The following is a 15,281-nucleotide window of genomic DNA, read 5'->3' as shown; positions in this document are numbered from 1 at the left end:
GAGATGGCCGCCGCCTTCGACGCTTCCGCCCCCACCTACGACGACGACCTGCACCACGTCACGATCGCCGACCAGCTGGTGCGCGGCCTGCAGCCGGATCCCCCACCGGCCCTGGTCGTCGACGTGGCGACCGGCACCGGGTTCGCCGCGTTCGCCGCCGTGGCCCTGCTCGATGCGCGCCGCGTGGTGGGCGTGGACGTCTCACGGGGCATGCTCGAACGGGCGCGGGCCAAGGCCGGGCGCGACGATCCCGACGGCCGGATCGAGTGGCGGCACGCACCGGCGGTGCCGCTCGATCTCGGTGACGGCGCGGCCGACGTCGTGCTCTGCGCCTCGGCGCTGCACCTCGTCGGCCGGGACGCGGTGCGCGAGTGGCGGCGCGTGCTGCGCCCCGGCGGACAGGTGGCGTTCAGCGTGCCGATGGCGGCCGACTTCCACCCGTCACCCGAGTTCCGCCGCCTGGTCGAGAGCCACCTGACCATCCCCGCCGATGATCGGGCCGCGGCCGGGATCGCGGCCGAGGCCGGTTTCGTCGCGGCGCGCACCCAGATGACGGCACCGGCCGCGGGCGAGCGCACCCGCCGGTCGTTCCTCGTGTGGGCGCAGGTCCCGGTGGCTGGGCGACGGTAGCGTGGTCGGGGTGGCCAGGGTCGCGTCGCTACTGCACTATCCGATCAAGGGCTGTGCCGGCACGGCGGCGTGCGAGTCCGCCCTGACCGCCGCCGGGCTCGCCCACGACCGGTCCTTCATGATCGTCGACGCCGACGGCGTCTTCCGCTCGCAGCGGCGGGATCCGCGCCTCGCCCAGATCCGGCCGGAGGTCGACGGCGACCTCGACCTGCTCACGCTCCGCGCCCCCGGCATGGACGCGCTGCCCGTCGAGGTGCGCACCGAGGGGCCGCGCAACGCGGTCGATCTGTTCGGCGTGCCCTACGCGGGCATCGACCAGGGCGAGCGGGCCGCCGAGTGGTTGACGGCGCTGCTCGCTGCCCCGAGCCGGCTGGTGCGGGTGCCGCCCGACCACGACCGCGTGACCGGCGGGGAGACCCCGGGCACGGCGGGCTACGCCGACAGCTCCGCACTGCTCATGACCAGCGTCGCGTCCCTGGACCTGCTGCACGCGCGGCTCGTCGAGCTGGGTGGGGAGCCGGTGCCGATGAACAGGTTCCGGCCCAACATCGTGGTCGACGGGTGGGACGAGCCGCACACCGAGGATCGGGCCCGCCAGGTCGCGATCGGGGACGCGCTGCTCGGCTACGCCAAGCTCGCCGTCCGGTGCGCCGTCACGACGGTGGACCAGGAGACCGGAGTCCGGGTGGGCCCGGAGCCCCTGCGCACGCTGGCCGGCTACCGCCGCGCCGAGGGGGGCGGGGTGACCTTCGGCGCGAAGTTCGCCGTGCTGCGGCCGGGCAAGCTCTCGGTCGGTGACGAGGTGCTCGTCGAGCGCTGGGCACAAGCGGAGCCCTAGCGCCGACGGCACTGCCGGCGCCTGTCGCGGTGCACGTGGCGGACGCCGGGAGTTCACCCGGAGTCGCTTGTCCCCGCTCGCCGGCGCGATCGAGGATCGACGCCGTGACGCCCGCGCCCGAGCACACGCTGATCCAGTTCACCGACCTGCATCTCGTGGCCGACGGCGTCCGCTACGCGATCGACCCGGCCGAAGCGCTCACCCGCGCCCTGGCCGCGGTGGAGGAGTCGGGGGTGGCACCGAGCGCGCTGCTGTTCACCGGCGACCTCACCGACAAGGGCGAGCCCGCCGCCTACGAGCGGCTCCGCGCGCTCGTCGAGCCGGTGGCCGCACGCCTCGGGGCGCCCGCGCTGTTCGTCATGGGCAACCACGACGACCGCGCCGCACTGCGGACCCACCTGCTGGGCATCCGCCCCACCGGCGGACCGGCCGACACGGCCCCGCTCGACCACGTGACCCGGATCGGCGACCTGCGGATCGTCGTGCTGGACAGCACCGTGCCCGGGCACGCCCACGGTGAGCTCACCCCGGACCAGCTCGCGTGGCTGGAGGCCGAGCTGACCGAGCCCGCGCCGGCCGGCACTGCACCATCCGCCGCTGCCGTCCCCGTCGCGGCTGTCCGCGGCCATCGAACTGCAGCGCCGCACCACCCTCGGCGCGGTCCTGTCCGGCACCGACGTGCGCATCGTGCTCGCCGGCCACACCCACCTCGTCAGCGCAGGCGCGGTGGCCGGCGTCCCGGTGTGGACCGGCGGGGCCACGTCGTACGTGTCCGACGCGCTCGTCCCGGCGGGCGAGGAGCGGGCGCTGAACGCACAGACGGTCAGCCGGATCGACCTCTTCGCCGACTCCGTCGTGGCCGCCGCCGTGCCCGTCGGCGCGGACCGTCGCGGCACCCTCTCCGCCGCCGAGGTGGAACAGCGGGTCGCGGAGCTCCGCTCCCGGACAGACGCCGCCTGACCCGCACTCCCGCGAGTCGCCCGTCCCGGCCCCGCGAGTCGCCCGTCCCGGCCCCGCGAGTCGCCCGTTGCGCGCGCGTCCGGCGCGGTCAGCCAGCCGGGCGGCGGTACACCCCGTGCCACTGCGAGAGGGCGAGCTCCCGCGCGATCACCGCGTCGGCGCTCGGATCACCGCCCACGACGTGCCGGGCGATCACCTGCGCACCGCCCACCGCGAGCGTCCAGCCCGCGACCGCCGGGTCGACGTCCGGCGCCAGCCGGCCGGCCTCCCGCTCCTCCTGCAGGCGCGCCACCGCCCGCTCGGCGAACCGGCTGATCTCCTCGGTCCAGTAGTCCCGCACGACCGTGTCGTAGGCGGCCGTCTCGCTGATCGCGGCGAGCACCGCGCCGTGGTCGCGGTAGTAGCGGATCATGCGCTCGAACAGCGCGGCGAGCCCGTCCGGGCCGCCGCCCGGTCCCGTCGGGCGCCAGTCCTCCCCGAGGTCGAACAACTGCTCCTTGAGCGACTCTGCGAGCCGTACCAGCAGCTCCGTCTTGTCGCGGAAGTAGAGGTAGAACGTCGAGCGCGCGATGCCCGCCTCGGTGGCGATGCGCTGCACGCCGAGCTCGGTGAACGGGACGCCCTCGACGAGCAGCTTCTCGGTGGCGGCCAGCACCTGGGCCTCGACGGCAGCGCGACGGTCGGGGCCCTGCGGGCGCGGGCGCGTGATCGAGGGCACCCGCGGATCCTAGGACGACCGTGCACACCGGACGGCCACCGTGCACACGTCCTGACGTGTGCACGGTGGCCTCCGGGTGTGGGCGGTGCCGGTCAGAGCGTCTCCGCGCGCAGCACCGACCGGATCACCGGCCACGGTTCCCCCGGCTCGACCAGCACGAGGTCGGCCCGCACGCCGGCGCCGAGCCGGCCGCGGTCGGTGAGCCCCGCCACCTCCGCAGGCCCCGCCGTCACCAGCGCCACCGCGGCAGGCAGCGAGACCACGCCGCGCGCGGCGAGCAGGAACGCGGCCGGGACGAGGCCGGACGGGAGGTAGTCCGACGCCAGCGCGGTGAGCAGGCCGCGGGCCGCGAGCTCGCCGCCCGACACGTTGCCGGCGTGCGACCGGCCACGCAGGACGTTGGGCGCACCGGCGACCACCGGCAGGCCCCGCTCCCGGGCCGCCGCCGCGGCCTCCAGGGTGGTCGGGAACTCGGCCACCGCCCCGCCCCTCGCCACCAGGTCGTCGATCTCCGCGGCGCTCGCCGGGTCGTGCCCGAGCAGCCGGATCGCTCCCGACCGCGCGAGCCCACCCAGCCAGTCGAGGGCCTCCGCGCGGATCGGCAGCCGGTCGTCCCGCTCGATGATCAGCCGGTCCACGTGGTCGCGCGCCTCGCCGTCGGACAGGCCCCGGGTGCCCGCCACGTACCGCTCGTAGTGGCTGCGGTCGGCGTACTGCCCCTGCCCCGGGGTGTGGTCCTCGTGGGAGACCAGCGCGGGCACGTCCCCCGGGGACGCCCCGGCGAGCCGTTCCCGCAGCGCGGCCAGCCCTTCCGGGGAGCGGACGTCGAGGCGGTGCAGGATGCGGTGGTCGACGGCCGCGACGCCGCGCTCCGCGACGGCGGCGCACAGCTCGCGCGTGGTCGCGACCGTGCGGACGGTGGACGGCGAGGTGCCCTCCTCGAATGACGCGCCGTGGAAGACCGTGGTGACCCCGGCGGCGCGCAGCTTGCCCTCGAAGGACAGGATCGCGAACTCCCACGGCAGCCGCGCACCCGGCCGGGGCAGCACCTCCCGCTCCAGGCCGTCGGAGTGCACGTCCACCACGCCGGGGACGCACAGCAGGCCGGCCCCGTCCACATCGGCCTCCGACCCGGGCGGATGCGGCCCGACCTCGGCGATCCGCCCGTCCCGGACGGCGACGCGGGCGTCGTCGACGACCCGGTCCGGCAGGACGGCCCGGACGTGGCCCAGCACGTAGTCGAGCGGGGGCGCGCCGAGCGTCCACCGCACCGCGGTACGGGCGTGACTCAAGCCGCGCTCCCGAGCAGCTCAGTGGCAGCACCGTGGCGGTGGACCCGGCCCGCACCCAGTTCGACGACGCGGTCGGCGAGCCTGCGCATCGCGTCGGCGTCGTGGGCCACGAGCTCGGCACTGCCCGCCAGCGCGAGCAGCCCGGCGCGTTTCTCGCGCACCCCCTCCTGTGTCTGTCGTGATGTCGTGTCCTGCGTCGTGCTCCTACCGCTCATCCCCGTCCTTCCCCGAGCTCCACGACCACGCGGAGCGCGTCCGCGCGCATCCATGAACTGCTGCACATCACCGGGAGGCCGGTCTCGGCGTCCCGGCTGAGGCTCTCCACGAGCCACACAGGTGCCGTCGACTCCATCCGCAGGCCCACGATCACGTCGACAGGTGGCACGTCGAGGCTCACCCGGCTCCACGACCGCACCGGTTGGACCCGTCCGACCTGGCGCAGGACCAGGTCGACGGACTCGGCCGCGTGCAACGCCGCGCCCAGCTCCGGGACGGTCGCGACCGGGATCCACTCGTGCGACGTGGCCGCCAGCAGGTCGTCGATGTAGGACTGGCGGCGCAACCGGTGCGCGGGCGTGCCGAGCGGCAGGTCGAGCAGGGCCGCCGGCTCCTCCGGCAGGGCCACCACGTCGACACCGAGAACCACCGTGCGCGGCTGTGCCCCCGCGGCGGCGATCGTCTCGTGCCATGACGGGCGCCGGTCGTGGGAGATGACGTAGTCGATCCGCCGGTTGACGAAGGTGCCCGCGCCCTGGATCCGGCGTACCAGTAACCGCCGCTCCAGTTCCTGCAGCGCCGCCCGTGCCGCGGCTCTGCCGACTCCGAACCGCAGAGTGATGTCGTGCTCCCCGGCGACGCGGGCTCCTGTCGGCAGGTCGGCCAGCTCGGTCGCGAGCTGCTCGGCGATGTCCAGGTAGCGCGTTCCGCGCGAGGTGATGGTCGTGCCCACGTTCACGTCCCTTCCGAGGTGACGTTCCGCGACCCGACGCTGCCCCGCCGACTTGTCCGGACAACTCCACGAGCGCGAACGGCAGGAGGTCGCTGGGTGAACCCCACCGGCTGTTGTCGAGATCAGGTGGGCAAAGGGGACCAGCCGGGAGTTGAGCGGGCATGACAACGGAACCGTTGCCGCGCGTTCAGCCTCCGGCCACCCGGGGGACCGGCCGTCAGCATCGCCGACTCGGAGCCTCGGTCGTGATGTCGGACAGCCGGACGGTCCGACGCATCGCGCACCTGGACAGGGAGACCCGACCTGGTATGAACCGCACTCTCCGCTGTGTGCTCCCCGAGGACTCGATGGTCGACACGACGCTCATCCAGAAGGGCCAGCTGAAGCCCGGGGAGATCACCACCGTGCTGAAGTCGGACATCATCCCCGGCTCCCCGGTCGCGATCAGCACCAGCCTGTCCCCCGCGTTGCAGGCGAAGATCTCCGAGGCCTTCCAGACCAAGGCCAACGTCGACTACCTGAAGGCCAACGGCTACTGCTCGGGGGCCTGCACCCTCGACGGGAGCTCGTGGGGCTACGCACCGGTGAACAACGCCTTCTACGACCCGATCCGCAAGGTCTGTGACGAGACCAAGAACAAGAACTGCACCTCGACGTCGTGACGGTCAGGGACAGCACCAACGGCAGCACACGACGCGCGGCCACCCCGCCGGTGGTGGAGTTCGCCGGGGTCACGAAACAGTTCGGTCCGGACGTGCTCGGTCTCGACGACGTCTCCCTGACGGTGCACGCGGGTGAGGTCGTGGTCCTGCTCGGCCTGTCGGGCTCGGGGAAGTCGACCCTGCTGCGCCACGTCGACGGCCTGCATCTGCCCACGTCGGGCAGCGTGCGGGTGCTCGGGCTGGACGTCGGCTCGGCCCGCGGGGGTGCCCTGCGAGGGCTGCGGCGCCGCATCGGCTTCGTCTTCCAGCAGTTCGACCTGGTGGGCAGCCGCACGGTCCTCGAGAACGTCTGCACCGGCGCGCTCGGTCGCCTCCGTGGGCCCCGCCTCGGCCTGCCGACGTACCCGAGGGCGTTGCGCCGCGAGGCGCTGGAACACCTCGACCGGGTGGGGCTGGCCGACCGGGCGTTCCAGCGGGCGGACACCCTGTCCGGCGGGCAGCAGCAGCGGGTGGCGGTGGCCCGTGCGCTGATACAGCGGGCCGAGGTGCTGCTGGCCGACGAGCCGGTGGCGTCGCTGGACCCCGAGTCGTCCGAGCAGGTGATGACCCTGCTCAAGACGATCAGCCGGGAGAACTCGCTCACGGTGGTGTGCAGCCTGCACCAGGTGGATCTCGCCCTCGGCTGGGGCGACCGGATCATCGGCCTGCGGACCGGCCGCACCGTGCTCGACCTGCCGACCACGGGGCTGGACCGCGACCAGGTGATGGCGGTGTACTCCCGCGTCGGTGCCGATGCGAGCGCGCTGCTGGCGACCGCAGGCTGATGGCCGTCCGCGCGCCGTCGGCCCCGGCGCCCCGCCCGCCGGCGCGCGAGCGGCTCGCCACGCGGCCGTCGGCGGGGACGGCGGCCGCGGTGCTCGTGCTGCTCGTGCTGCTGGCCGCGGCGCTGTGGTGCGCACGTGCTCTACCTGCTCGACACGAACATCCGCGCGGCCACGCTGCTCGGCATCGTCGGCGCGGGCGCGATCGGCTACTACCTGCTCAGCGCCTCACGCGTGCTGGAGTTCGGCGTCGTCACCACGATCCTGATCATGATCTTCGCCACCGTGATGCTGGTCGAGCTGCCGGCGATCTGGCTGCGCGACCGGTTCTGACCCCCCCTTTACCGAGAAGGGCGCTCTCCATGACCACCCGCGACACCATGCGCAGCGATCTGCTGGCGATGGCCGACCTCCCCTACGACGGCGAGGACGTGGACCAGCTCGCCCACGCCCTGCAGGCCGGCACCCTCGCCGTGGCGGCGGGCAGCCGTCCCGCACTGGTGGCCGCCGCGTTGCTGCACGACGTCGGCAGGCTGCCGCACGTGGAGGCCACGTTGCCGCAGGCCCCGCACGAGCGGGCGGGCGCCGCGTACGTCACCGGTCTGCTGGGTGCCGAGGCCGGCTGGCTGGTCGGGTCGCACGTGCTGGCCAAGCGGGCCCTGGTGGCCACCGACCCCGACTACCTCGCCCTGCTCTCCCCCACCTCGGTGCGCACGCTCGCCGAGCAGGGCGGCCCAGCGAGCGGGGGCGAGGTGGAGCGTTTCCTGCGTCACCGGCTGGCCGCCGACGCGATGGACCTGCGGCGGTGGGACGACCGGGCCAAGAACCCGGCCGCCCGTCCGCTGCCGATCGAGCAGCTGTTGGACGCCGCGCTCGGCTGAGCCCGCTCAGGGCCGGACGCGCACCACGACCTCGGCGTCGGTGACCCGCTCGACCCCGACCGTGAAGCCCTCGGCCTGGGTCTCCCCGCCCACCGGTACGGCGATCTGCTGCCCGGCGACCTCCAGCTGCGCGGTGCCCCCTTCGACGCCGACGACCCTGGCCTCGATGCCCAGCACCGACACGGCGGCGGCACCGCTGCGCGGGAAGGTGATCGTGCAGCCGTCGAGCCCGCAGTCGGTCTGCGAACCCTCGCCCCCACATCCGGCAACGAAGACAAGCGCGATCAGGGCGGTCAGGACGGGCGCGGTCGCGCGACGGGTCATGATCCGATCGTACGGGCCCAGTGGTCCGTTTTGTCCGGTACCCGGGCCGGTCCACCCCGACGGGCGGCGCGCACCGGCCTGCCGTCGACGGTGAACCGCCTGCGGAGCGAGAAGGCCCGCCCCGACGGGCCGTGGTCGCGGAGATGGCGCAGGCGCCGGAGGGCGTCGTCCACGGTGGGCTCGGAGCCGGCCGGCACCCACCACAGCGCCGTGGAGGGCTGCGGGGTGGGGTCGAACCAGCGCGACCGTCGCTTGAGGTAGCCCGCGTGCGGGCTGCGGTAGACGAACTGGTGCAGCGCGTCGTAGTCCCGCCACACCGTCAGGTTGACGAAAATCGGGCCGCCCGTCTCGGGCTGCACACACACGCCGTGGACGCCGTCCGAGGTCAGCCGCCAGACGAACCCGGGAGCGACCGCGGCCAGCCGCTCGACCGGCCCGAGCGCCGCCACGAACTCCCGCATCGACGGGTCGTCCAGGGGTCGTCGCAACCGCGCGACGTTGACCTGGGCGAGCTGATGCACCGGCGGAGAATAAGGCGCCCCGCAGCGCCCCGCCAGGTTCAGGAAAGCCACTTTCCTGCCCTGAGGGTTCTGCAAAGTGGCTTTCCTGAACCTCGGGCGCCCGCGTCACGTCCCGTGGCGGCCGGCTCCGTTCGTGAACCGGGCGGCTCCGTCCAGCGCGTCGGCGGCCAGCGACACCTGGCCGTGGGCGAACTCCACGGCGAGCGCATCGGCCTCCGACAGCCCCTCCTGGTCGAGCACGGACAGCCGGTCGTGCCGCAGGCACGGCTGCGGGAGCCCGGCCAGCTGCGCCGCGAGCTCCTGCGCGGCCGCGAGAGCCTCCCCCGCCGGCACGACGCGGTTGGCCAGCCCGATCGCCAACGCCTCCGCCGCATCGACCGGCCGGCCGGTGAGGATCAGGTCCATCGCGCGGCTGGTGCCGATCAGCCGGGGCAGCCGCACCGTCCCGCCGTCGATCAGCGGGACGCCCCAGCGGCGGCAGAAGACGCCGAACACCGCGGTCTCGTCGGCGACCCGCAGGTCACACCACAGAGCCAGCTCCAGCCCACCCGCGACGGCGTAGCCGGACACCGCGGCGATCACCGGCTTCGACAGCCGCAACCGGGTCGGCCCCATCGGGCCGTCGCCGTCGGGGGCGACGCGGTTGCCGCGCTCGGTGCCCACGGCCGTCAGGTCCGCGCCTGCGCAGAAGACGCCACCCTCGCCGTGGAGCACGGCGACCGCGGCCTCGTCGTCGGCGTCGAAGGCGCGGAACGCGTCGGCGAGTGCGGCGGCGGTGGCCCCGTCCACGGCGTTGCGGCGGGCGGGGCGGTGCAGGAACACCGTGGTGACCGGAGCCGTGCGCTCCACCCGGACCGCGGTCACGACCTCTCCCACAGCGGGTCGCGCAACGCCCGGCGCATCAGATCCACGGCCGGCATCCGGACCTCCTCCTCGTCGAGGCGTCAGAACCTGTCTGTCGCATGATCAGTAGAGCTCACCTGCGGTCGGCGGAGAAGCACCGCCGCAGCATGGCCCGACAGGCACCGGGCATCGGACCCTACGGGCGGCTCCGATGCCCGCAGGCACGCGAGCCCCAACCGGGTGAACATGGTCTCGCCGGCGAACGGGCCCGATGGGCCGGAGAGACGGGGACGCCGACCGAGCCGACGTCGTTCCGGCCGGATGTGCCGGCGCCGGGAATCCCGAGCCTGCGGTCGATCATGGTGGCCCGATAAGTGCTGGTCAGAGCAGTATTTAGCTGGCGTGCGGGCCGGCTGGGCGGCCCGGTTTCCCCGCCCTGTCCGGCAGGCGGACAGCCGCGGAGCCGCGCACCTCGTCGCTGCGGGCACCGACCGGGAAGCCTGACAACTGTCCAGGTTTCCCGTAGGCCGCGGTTAACGGTTCGATGCCGTCCTGCGAGCCCTGAGAGAACCGCTCGGCGCCAATCCCCCCGGGAGCCGAGCGGCCAGTCACGGTCCCGCTGGACTTCGGTCCGGCGGGACCGTGGCGCATCAGCCCGCAGCCGTTGCAGCAAAGCCACGTTCACGCAACCTGCTGGCATGAAAGTGGCTTTGCTGCAATGTGCCGGGCGGTCACGCCATCGTCGGCGGCGCGGCTCCGGCGGGTTCGGCCCGGGCGACGTTGCGGCGCACGCGGGTGCCGAGCCTGCGCTCCAGCCACACGGCCAGCCGCGACAGAGCCACGTTCACGACGACGTAGATCGCGGCGACGATGAGGTAGGTCTGGATCAGCAGGTGGGTGTAGACGGTGAGGTTGTTGCCCTGCTTCATCAGCTCCGGGTAGCTGACGACGTAGCCGAGCGTGGAGTCCTTCAGCAGCGCGACGAGCTGGGTGACCAGTGTCGGGATCACCAGCCGGACGGCCTGCGGAAGGATCACCGTGCGCATGGCGGTGCCCTCGCGCAGCCCGATCGCGGCGGCGGCCTCGTACTGCCCGCGGTCCACCGCCAGGATCCCGGCCCGGAAGATCTCGGCCAGCACCGCGACGTTGACCAGGACGATCGGCACCACCAGCTTCCAGAGGATCGGGAGGTTGATCCCGAACCGGGGAAGCGCCAGCAGGAAGGCGTAGATCAGCAGCAGCAGCGGGATGCCCCGGAACAGCTCGATGTAACCCTTGGCCGGCCAGCGCAGGATCCGCCGCTTCGAGAGCCTGCCGAGCGCGAGGACCACGCCGAGCGGGAAGGAGATCACCGCGGCCAGCGCGGTCGCGACGATCGTCCCGACGATCCCCTGCCAGAGGAACCACAGGTAGGACACCTGGACGAACGGGGCCCACCGGCTGAGCCCGAGCTGGCCGTTGCGGCCGAACTGCCACAGCGCCAGCGCGAGCAGCGCGGCGATCACGATCAGCCCCAGCACCGTGAACAGCCGGATCCGGGCCCGCCCGCGGGGTCCCGGTTCGTCGAACAGCACCCGTGCGGGCTCGCCCACGACCGTTCTCACCGGGACCGCACCGACAGCCGCCGTTCCAGGGCTCCCCCGACCAGGCCGCCGAGCAGCGCGATCGCCAGGTACATGGCGCCGCTCACCAAAAACAGCACCACCGCCTGCGCCGACTGGAGGTTGAGCACCTGCGTGCGGTTGGTCAGCTCGCTCACCCCCACGGCCGCGGCGAGCGACGACCCGAGCGCGATCCCGATGAAGATGTTGACCAGCGGCTGCACCATCGTCCGGAATGCGGGCGGAAGGATCACGTGCAGCAGCGTCTGGGTGAAGGTGAGACCGAGCGACCGGGCGGCCTCGGCCTGCCCGACCGCCACCGTGTTGATCCCGCCGCGCACCGCCTCGCAGACGAACGCGGCGCCGAACGCCGCCAGGCAGACCGCCGCCGACGTGAACAGCGAGAAGGTCAGGCCGATGTCGGGGAGCCCGAACACGAACAGCACGAGCAGGCTGAGCAGCGGCATGTTGCGCAGCACCTCGACGTAGACGGTGCCCGCCACCCGCAGCGGCGGGATCGGGCTCACCCGGAACACCGCCAGCACGGTGCCCAGCAGGAGCGCGCCGGCGAACCCGAGCGCGGTCAGTTCGAGGGTGACCAGCAGTCCGCCGAGCAGGAAGCCGATGTTGTCGGTGACGACCTGCACCGCGTGCTCAGGAGCCCTCGACGGAGCCGATCGCCGGCGGGGCGGGCGGATCGCCACTGACGACCGTGCCGATGGTGGCCTTCCACAGGTTCGCCCAGCTGCCGTCGGCGTAGATCGCCTCGAGCCAGTCGTTGACGAAGGCCTTGGCCGTGGGGTCGTTCAGCGGTAGCCCGATGCCGTAGGGCTCGGTGCTGAACGGCTCCCCGACGACCTTCACGGCGGGGTTGGTGCTGGCGTCGGAGATCAGGATCCCCTGGTCGATGACGTACGCGTCGGCGCGGCCCTGCTGCACGGCGGCCACGCACTGGGCGTCCTCCTGGAACAGCAGGACGTTGGCCCCCGGAGCGGCTTTCTGCAGTGCGAGCACGGCGGTGGAGTTCGCCTGGGTCGCCACCGTCCTGCCGTTGAGGTCGGCGGCGGTGCGGATGGTCGTGTTGTCGGCCTTCACCATGATCGCGTCGCCCGAGGAGTAGTACGGGCCCGCGAAGGCCACCTTGGCCGCGCGCTGCGGAGTGATCGTGTACGTGGCGAAGACGGCGTCCACCGTGCCGTTCTCGAGCAGGGTCTCGCGGGTGTCCACTGTGGTGATGGTGAGCGCCGTGTTGTCGGTGGGCTTGCCGGTGATGTAGTGCGCCAGCATCTGCGACAGGCCGGCGTCGAAGCCCGTGACCTTGCCGGTGGCGGGGTCCTTCAGGGAGAACAGCGGCCCGGCGTCGGTACCGCCGACGTTCAGGGTGCCGCGCTGCCTGACCTTGTCGGCCCACGATCCCGGGGTGATCGCCGCCGGGTCGGCCACCGGTGAGGCGGCGATGACGGCGTCGTAGCGGCTGGTGTCGGCCGAGCCCGGCAGCGGGGGCGCCGTGCCCGAGTCGGCACAGGACGCGAGCGCGACCATGAACGTCACGGTCGCGAGCGCAGCGAGAAACCGACGGATCGTGGTGCGCATCAGCCGTCCCACCCCCAGACGAAGCCGTTCGGGGGAGCGTAATCGTCCGCGAGGTGACCGGCAGGGCGTTCGGAGATGTCCACCCTGGTCGTACCGTCGATGTCCGGGGGCTCGTCAGGACGACCCAGGAGGACGTACGTGGCCGACAGCGGCATCGACACGGTTCTGCGCGATCGGGTGGCCCTGGTCACCGGAGCGTCCGGTGGCATCGGCCAGGTGCTCGCCCGGCGGCTCGCCGAGAGCGGAACCGATCTCCTGCTCACCTACAGCGGACACGCCGCCGAGGCCGAGCAGGCAGCCGACCACGCGCGCACGCTCGGCCGCCGCGCCGCGGTGATGCAGGCCGACTTCGCCGACCCCGCCACCCCGGCCCGGGTCGTCGACGCGGCCACCGAACGGCTGGGCGGCCTCGACGTGCTGGTCGCCGCGGCGGGCGCCGGCACGCAGACGTCGTGGGAGGACGTCGACGGGCCGCTGTGGGACGAGACCATGACCGTCAACGTCCGGGCACCGTTCTTCCTCGCCCAGCGGGCGCTGCCCCGGATGATCGAGCGAGGGTTCGGCCGGATCCTGCTGTTCTCCTCGGTGGCCGCGCTGACCGGTGGGGTGATCGGGCCGCACTACGCCGCGAGCAAGGCGGCGCTGCACGGCCTCACCCACCATCTCGCGGCGCGCGTCGCCGGGTCCGGGGTGACCGTCAACGCGATCGCCCCGGCCCTGATCGCCGGCACGCGGATGCTGCCGTTCGGACCGGACGACCCGGTGCCCCCGAACATCCGGGTCGGCCGCCTGGGCACCACCGAGGAGGTGGCCGACCTCTCGCTCGCCATGCTCCGCAACGGCTACCTGACCAGCAAGGTCATCGCCCTCGACGGCGGGTCGTACCCGACCTGAGGTGCCTGAGGGGAGCTCAGGCCACCGTGATCCGGTCGGTGGCGGGCGGCGCCACCGGGCCCACCTCGGTGAGGTAGGCGGCGAAGCCGTCGATGTCGAGGCCGCCGACCACCCGGTTGGTGCCCTGGGTGAGCACCGAGAAGCCGTCGCCGCCGTCGGCGAGGAAGCTGTTGACGGTGATCCGGTAGGTGGCTGCGGGGTCGACGGGCGTGCCCCCGATGCTGAGTGCTCCGACGCGGGTGCCCGAGCAGGGGTCGGCCGCGGTGCCCACCGAGCCGTTCGGGTCGACGGTGTAGGCCACCGAGGCCGAGGGCTGCAGCGTGCGCTCGGTGACGAACTGCTGCTCCAGCAGGCAGTCGAGCTGCGCGCCGGTGAGGTCCACCGTGGTCAGGTAGTTGTTGAAGGGCTGGACGGTGAACGCCTCCTCGTAGGTGACGGGGCCGGCGTCCAGGTCGGCGCGCACGCCGCCGGGGTTCATGAACGCGGCCACCGCGCCCTGCTCCTGGTCGGTGGCCGCGAGCTGGGCGTCGGCGATGAGGTTGCCGAGCGACGACTCCCCGGCCAGCGACCCCACGAGCGGTTCCTGTGCGCGGGTGACGGCTGCGGTGGTCTCGCCGACCTGCCGCGAGGCGATCGGGCCGAGCAGCGTGCGGTAGCGCGCGATCAGCTCGGTCTCGGCCGGCTCGGCGGGCACGTCGCGCCCGACCACGACGTTGGTGGCCGTGGCGGTGAGCACGTTGCCGGTGGCGGGGTCGATCTGCAGGTCGATGTCGGTGACCAGCCGGCCGAACGAGCTGGCGCTGGTGACGACCTTGCCGCCGATCACGCAGTTGTAGGCCTGGTGGGTGTGGCCGCTGACGACCACGTCGATCGCCGGGGAGAAGCCCTCGGCGATGGGCACGATCGGGCCCTGCAGGCCGGTGCAGTCGTTGATCCCGGCGTTCGTGGCCTGCGTGCCGCCCTCGTGCAGGAGCACCACGATCGCCTCGACGCCCTGCTTCTGCAGCTCGGCCGCGTACCGGTTGCCCGTCTCGATCTCGTCGCGGAACTCCAGTCCGGCCACGCCGGACTGCGTCACGATGTCGGGGGTGCCCTCCAGGGTCATGCCGATGAACCCGATGCGCACGCCCGCCACCTCCTTGACCGCGTACGGCGCCAGCAGCGGCTCGCCGGCGTCGGTGACGAACGCGTTGGCCGAGAGGTACTGGAACTCCGCGCCCTTGTAGGGCTGGTCCGGGTCGGCGCAGCCGTCGGCGTGGCAGCCGCCGTTCTGGATGCGCAGCAGCTCGTCGGCACCCTCGTCGAACTCGTGGTTGCCGACGCTTGCGAGGTCGAGCCCGGCCAGCCCGAGTGCCTCGATCGACGGCTCGTCGTGGAACGCGGCCGACAGCAGCGGGGACGCGCCGATCAGGTCGCCTGCGGCCACCGTGATCGTGTTCTCCTGCTGCACCTGGCCCGCGAGCTGCGCGAGCTGGGTGGCGAGGTACTCGACGCCACCTGCGGGCGCCCCGGCGATCGTCCCGCTGGATCCCGACGGCGGTTCGAGGTTGCCGTGGAAGTCGTTGAGCGCCAGCAGCTGGACCGCGACCGGCGCGCTGCCAGTGCCGTCGCCCGGACCGTCACCCCCACCGGTGGTGGCGGCGGTCAGGGTGGCGGCGAGCACGACGCTCGCCCCCACGAGGACCGCCCGCCGGACCGGAGCGGAAGTGCGAGGCATGCGAGGTCCTCCCCCTGTCGTTCACAGATGCGACGCA

19 protein-coding genes and 1 pseudogene are annotated in these 15,281 nt (G+C 73.2%); 9 read left to right on the top strand and 11 right to left on the bottom strand.

Features of this window, described 5'->3' with window-relative positions:
• Positions 1 to 3: 3 nt before the first annotated feature.
• From HF577_RS05870 to HF577_RS05855, 4 genes and pseudogenes are all read left to right on the top strand, one after another.
• The gene (locus tag HF577_RS05870) at positions 4 to 630 is read left to right on the top strand and encodes a class I SAM-dependent methyltransferase (RefSeq protein ID WP_169394753.1); all 627 of its coding nucleotides are present in this window, start codon (positions 4 to 6) and stop codon (positions 628 to 630) included.
• A 10-nt stretch (positions 631 to 640) separates the two neighbouring features.
• Positions 641 to 1,468 (top strand): MOSC domain-containing protein, encoded by an 828-nt coding sequence (locus tag HF577_RS05865; protein WP_169394700.1) that lies wholly within the window; start codon positions 641 to 643, stop codon positions 1,466 to 1,468.
• 29 nt (positions 1,469 to 1,497) lie between these two features.
• Positions 1,498 to 1,797, top strand: a pseudogene (locus HF577_RS40080) (hypothetical protein); the annotation flags it as partial.
• A gap of 349 nt (positions 1,798 to 2,146) precedes the next feature.
• Entirely contained in the window at positions 2,147 to 2,428 is a 282-nt protein-coding gene (locus tag HF577_RS05855) for a hypothetical protein (protein WP_169394673.1), read from the top strand.
• An 88-nt stretch (positions 2,429 to 2,516) separates the two neighbouring features.
• Here HF577_RS05855 and HF577_RS05850 read toward each other — a convergent pair whose 3' ends face one another.
• From HF577_RS05850 to HF577_RS05835, 4 genes are all read right to left on the bottom strand, one after another.
• The gene (locus HF577_RS05850; RefSeq protein WP_169394699.1) at positions 2,517 to 3,146 is read right to left on the bottom strand and encodes a TetR/AcrR family transcriptional regulator; all 630 of its coding nucleotides are present in this window, start codon (positions 3,144 to 3,146) and stop codon (positions 2,517 to 2,519) included.
• A gap of 92 nt (positions 3,147 to 3,238) precedes the next feature.
• Positions 3,239 to 4,438 (bottom strand): alpha-D-ribose 1-methylphosphonate 5-triphosphate diphosphatase, encoded by a 1,200-nt coding sequence (locus HF577_RS05845; RefSeq protein WP_169394698.1) that lies wholly within the window; start codon positions 4,436 to 4,438, stop codon positions 3,239 to 3,241.
• Complete coding sequence (locus tag HF577_RS05840) at positions 4,435 to 4,599, bottom strand: hypothetical protein (protein ID WP_169394697.1); 165 nt, start codon at positions 4,597 to 4,599, stop codon at positions 4,435 to 4,437. Before HF577_RS05840 ends, HF577_RS05845 begins: the two co-directional genes overlap by 4 nt.
• Positions 4,600 to 4,649: 50 nt before the next feature.
• Positions 4,650 to 5,387, bottom strand: coding sequence for a GntR family transcriptional regulator (locus HF577_RS05835; protein WP_312858965.1), 738 nt, complete (start codon positions 5,385 to 5,387; stop codon positions 4,650 to 4,652).
• 308 nt (positions 5,388 to 5,695) lie between these two features.
• Here HF577_RS05835 and HF577_RS05830 point away from each other — a divergent pair, with 308 nt between their 5' ends.
• From HF577_RS05830 to HF577_RS05815, 4 genes are all read left to right on the top strand, one after another.
• Complete coding sequence (locus HF577_RS05830; RefSeq protein WP_169394696.1) at positions 5,696 to 6,049, top strand: type 2 periplasmic-binding domain-containing protein; 354 nt, start codon at positions 5,696 to 5,698, stop codon at positions 6,047 to 6,049.
• Entirely contained in the window at positions 6,046 to 6,873 is an 828-nt protein-coding gene (gene phnC, locus HF577_RS05825) for a phosphonate ABC transporter ATP-binding protein (protein WP_312858964.1), read from the top strand. Before HF577_RS05830 ends, phnC begins: the two co-directional genes overlap by 4 nt.
• Positions 6,874 to 7,008: 135 nt before the next feature.
• Positions 7,009 to 7,203 (top strand): PhnE/PtxC family ABC transporter permease, encoded by a 195-nt coding sequence (locus tag HF577_RS05820; RefSeq protein ID WP_246265886.1) that lies wholly within the window; start codon positions 7,009 to 7,011, stop codon positions 7,201 to 7,203.
• Between the two features lie 29 nt (positions 7,204 to 7,232).
• Positions 7,233 to 7,751, top strand: coding sequence for an HD domain-containing protein (locus HF577_RS05815; protein WP_211173850.1), 519 nt, complete (start codon positions 7,233 to 7,235; stop codon positions 7,749 to 7,751).
• A gap of 6 nt (positions 7,752 to 7,757) precedes the next feature.
• Here HF577_RS05815 and HF577_RS05810 read toward each other — a convergent pair whose 3' ends face one another.
• From HF577_RS05810 to HF577_RS05785, 6 genes are all read right to left on the bottom strand, one after another.
• Positions 7,758 to 8,075 (bottom strand): hypothetical protein, encoded by a 318-nt coding sequence (locus HF577_RS05810; protein ID WP_169394695.1) that lies wholly within the window; start codon positions 8,073 to 8,075, stop codon positions 7,758 to 7,760.
• A complete protein-coding gene (locus tag HF577_RS05805) occupies positions 8,072 to 8,596 on the bottom strand; it encodes a DUF3291 domain-containing protein (RefSeq protein WP_169394694.1) in 525 nt (174 codons plus the stop codon). Before HF577_RS05805 ends, HF577_RS05810 begins: the two co-directional genes overlap by 4 nt.
• Before the next feature lie 105 nt (positions 8,597 to 8,701).
• Positions 8,702 to 9,460: a crotonase/enoyl-CoA hydratase family protein gene (locus HF577_RS05800; protein WP_169394693.1), complete on the bottom strand. Its 759-nt coding sequence runs from the start codon at positions 9,458 to 9,460 to the stop codon at positions 8,702 to 8,704.
• Between the two features lie 710 nt (positions 9,461 to 10,170).
• Positions 10,171 to 11,031 (bottom strand): amino acid ABC transporter permease, encoded by an 861-nt coding sequence (locus tag HF577_RS05795; RefSeq protein ID WP_169394692.1) that lies wholly within the window; start codon positions 11,029 to 11,031, stop codon positions 10,171 to 10,173.
• Between the two features lie 8 nt (positions 11,032 to 11,039).
• Positions 11,040 to 11,687, bottom strand: coding sequence for an amino acid ABC transporter permease (locus HF577_RS05790; RefSeq protein WP_169394691.1), 648 nt, complete (start codon positions 11,685 to 11,687; stop codon positions 11,040 to 11,042).
• A 7-nt stretch (positions 11,688 to 11,694) separates the two neighbouring features.
• Entirely contained in the window at positions 11,695 to 12,633 is a 939-nt protein-coding gene (locus tag HF577_RS05785) for a glutamate ABC transporter substrate-binding protein (RefSeq protein ID WP_169394690.1), read from the bottom strand.
• Positions 12,634 to 12,771: 138 nt separating this feature from the next.
• On the opposite strand from HF577_RS05785, the gene HF577_RS05780 reads away from it, so the two are divergent.
• On the top strand, positions 12,772 to 13,527 hold the full coding sequence (locus HF577_RS05780) for an SDR family NAD(P)-dependent oxidoreductase (protein ID WP_211173849.1): 756 nt from the start codon (positions 12,772 to 12,774) through the stop codon (positions 13,525 to 13,527).
• Positions 13,528 to 13,543: 16 nt separating this feature from the next.
• On the opposite strand, the gene HF577_RS05775 is transcribed toward HF577_RS05780, so the two are convergent.
• Entirely contained in the window at positions 13,544 to 15,244 is a 1,701-nt protein-coding gene (locus tag HF577_RS05775; RefSeq protein ID WP_169394689.1) for a bifunctional metallophosphatase/5'-nucleotidase, read from the bottom strand.
• Positions 15,245 to 15,281 lie beyond the last annotated feature (37 nt).

The organism is Pseudonocardia xinjiangensis (genome assembly GCF_012911925.1).
GTDB classification, from domain to species: Bacteria; Actinomycetota; Actinomycetes; order Mycobacteriales; family Pseudonocardiaceae; genus Pseudonocardia; species Pseudonocardia xinjiangensis.
This window is presented reverse-complemented; position numbering and strand designations above follow the sequence as displayed.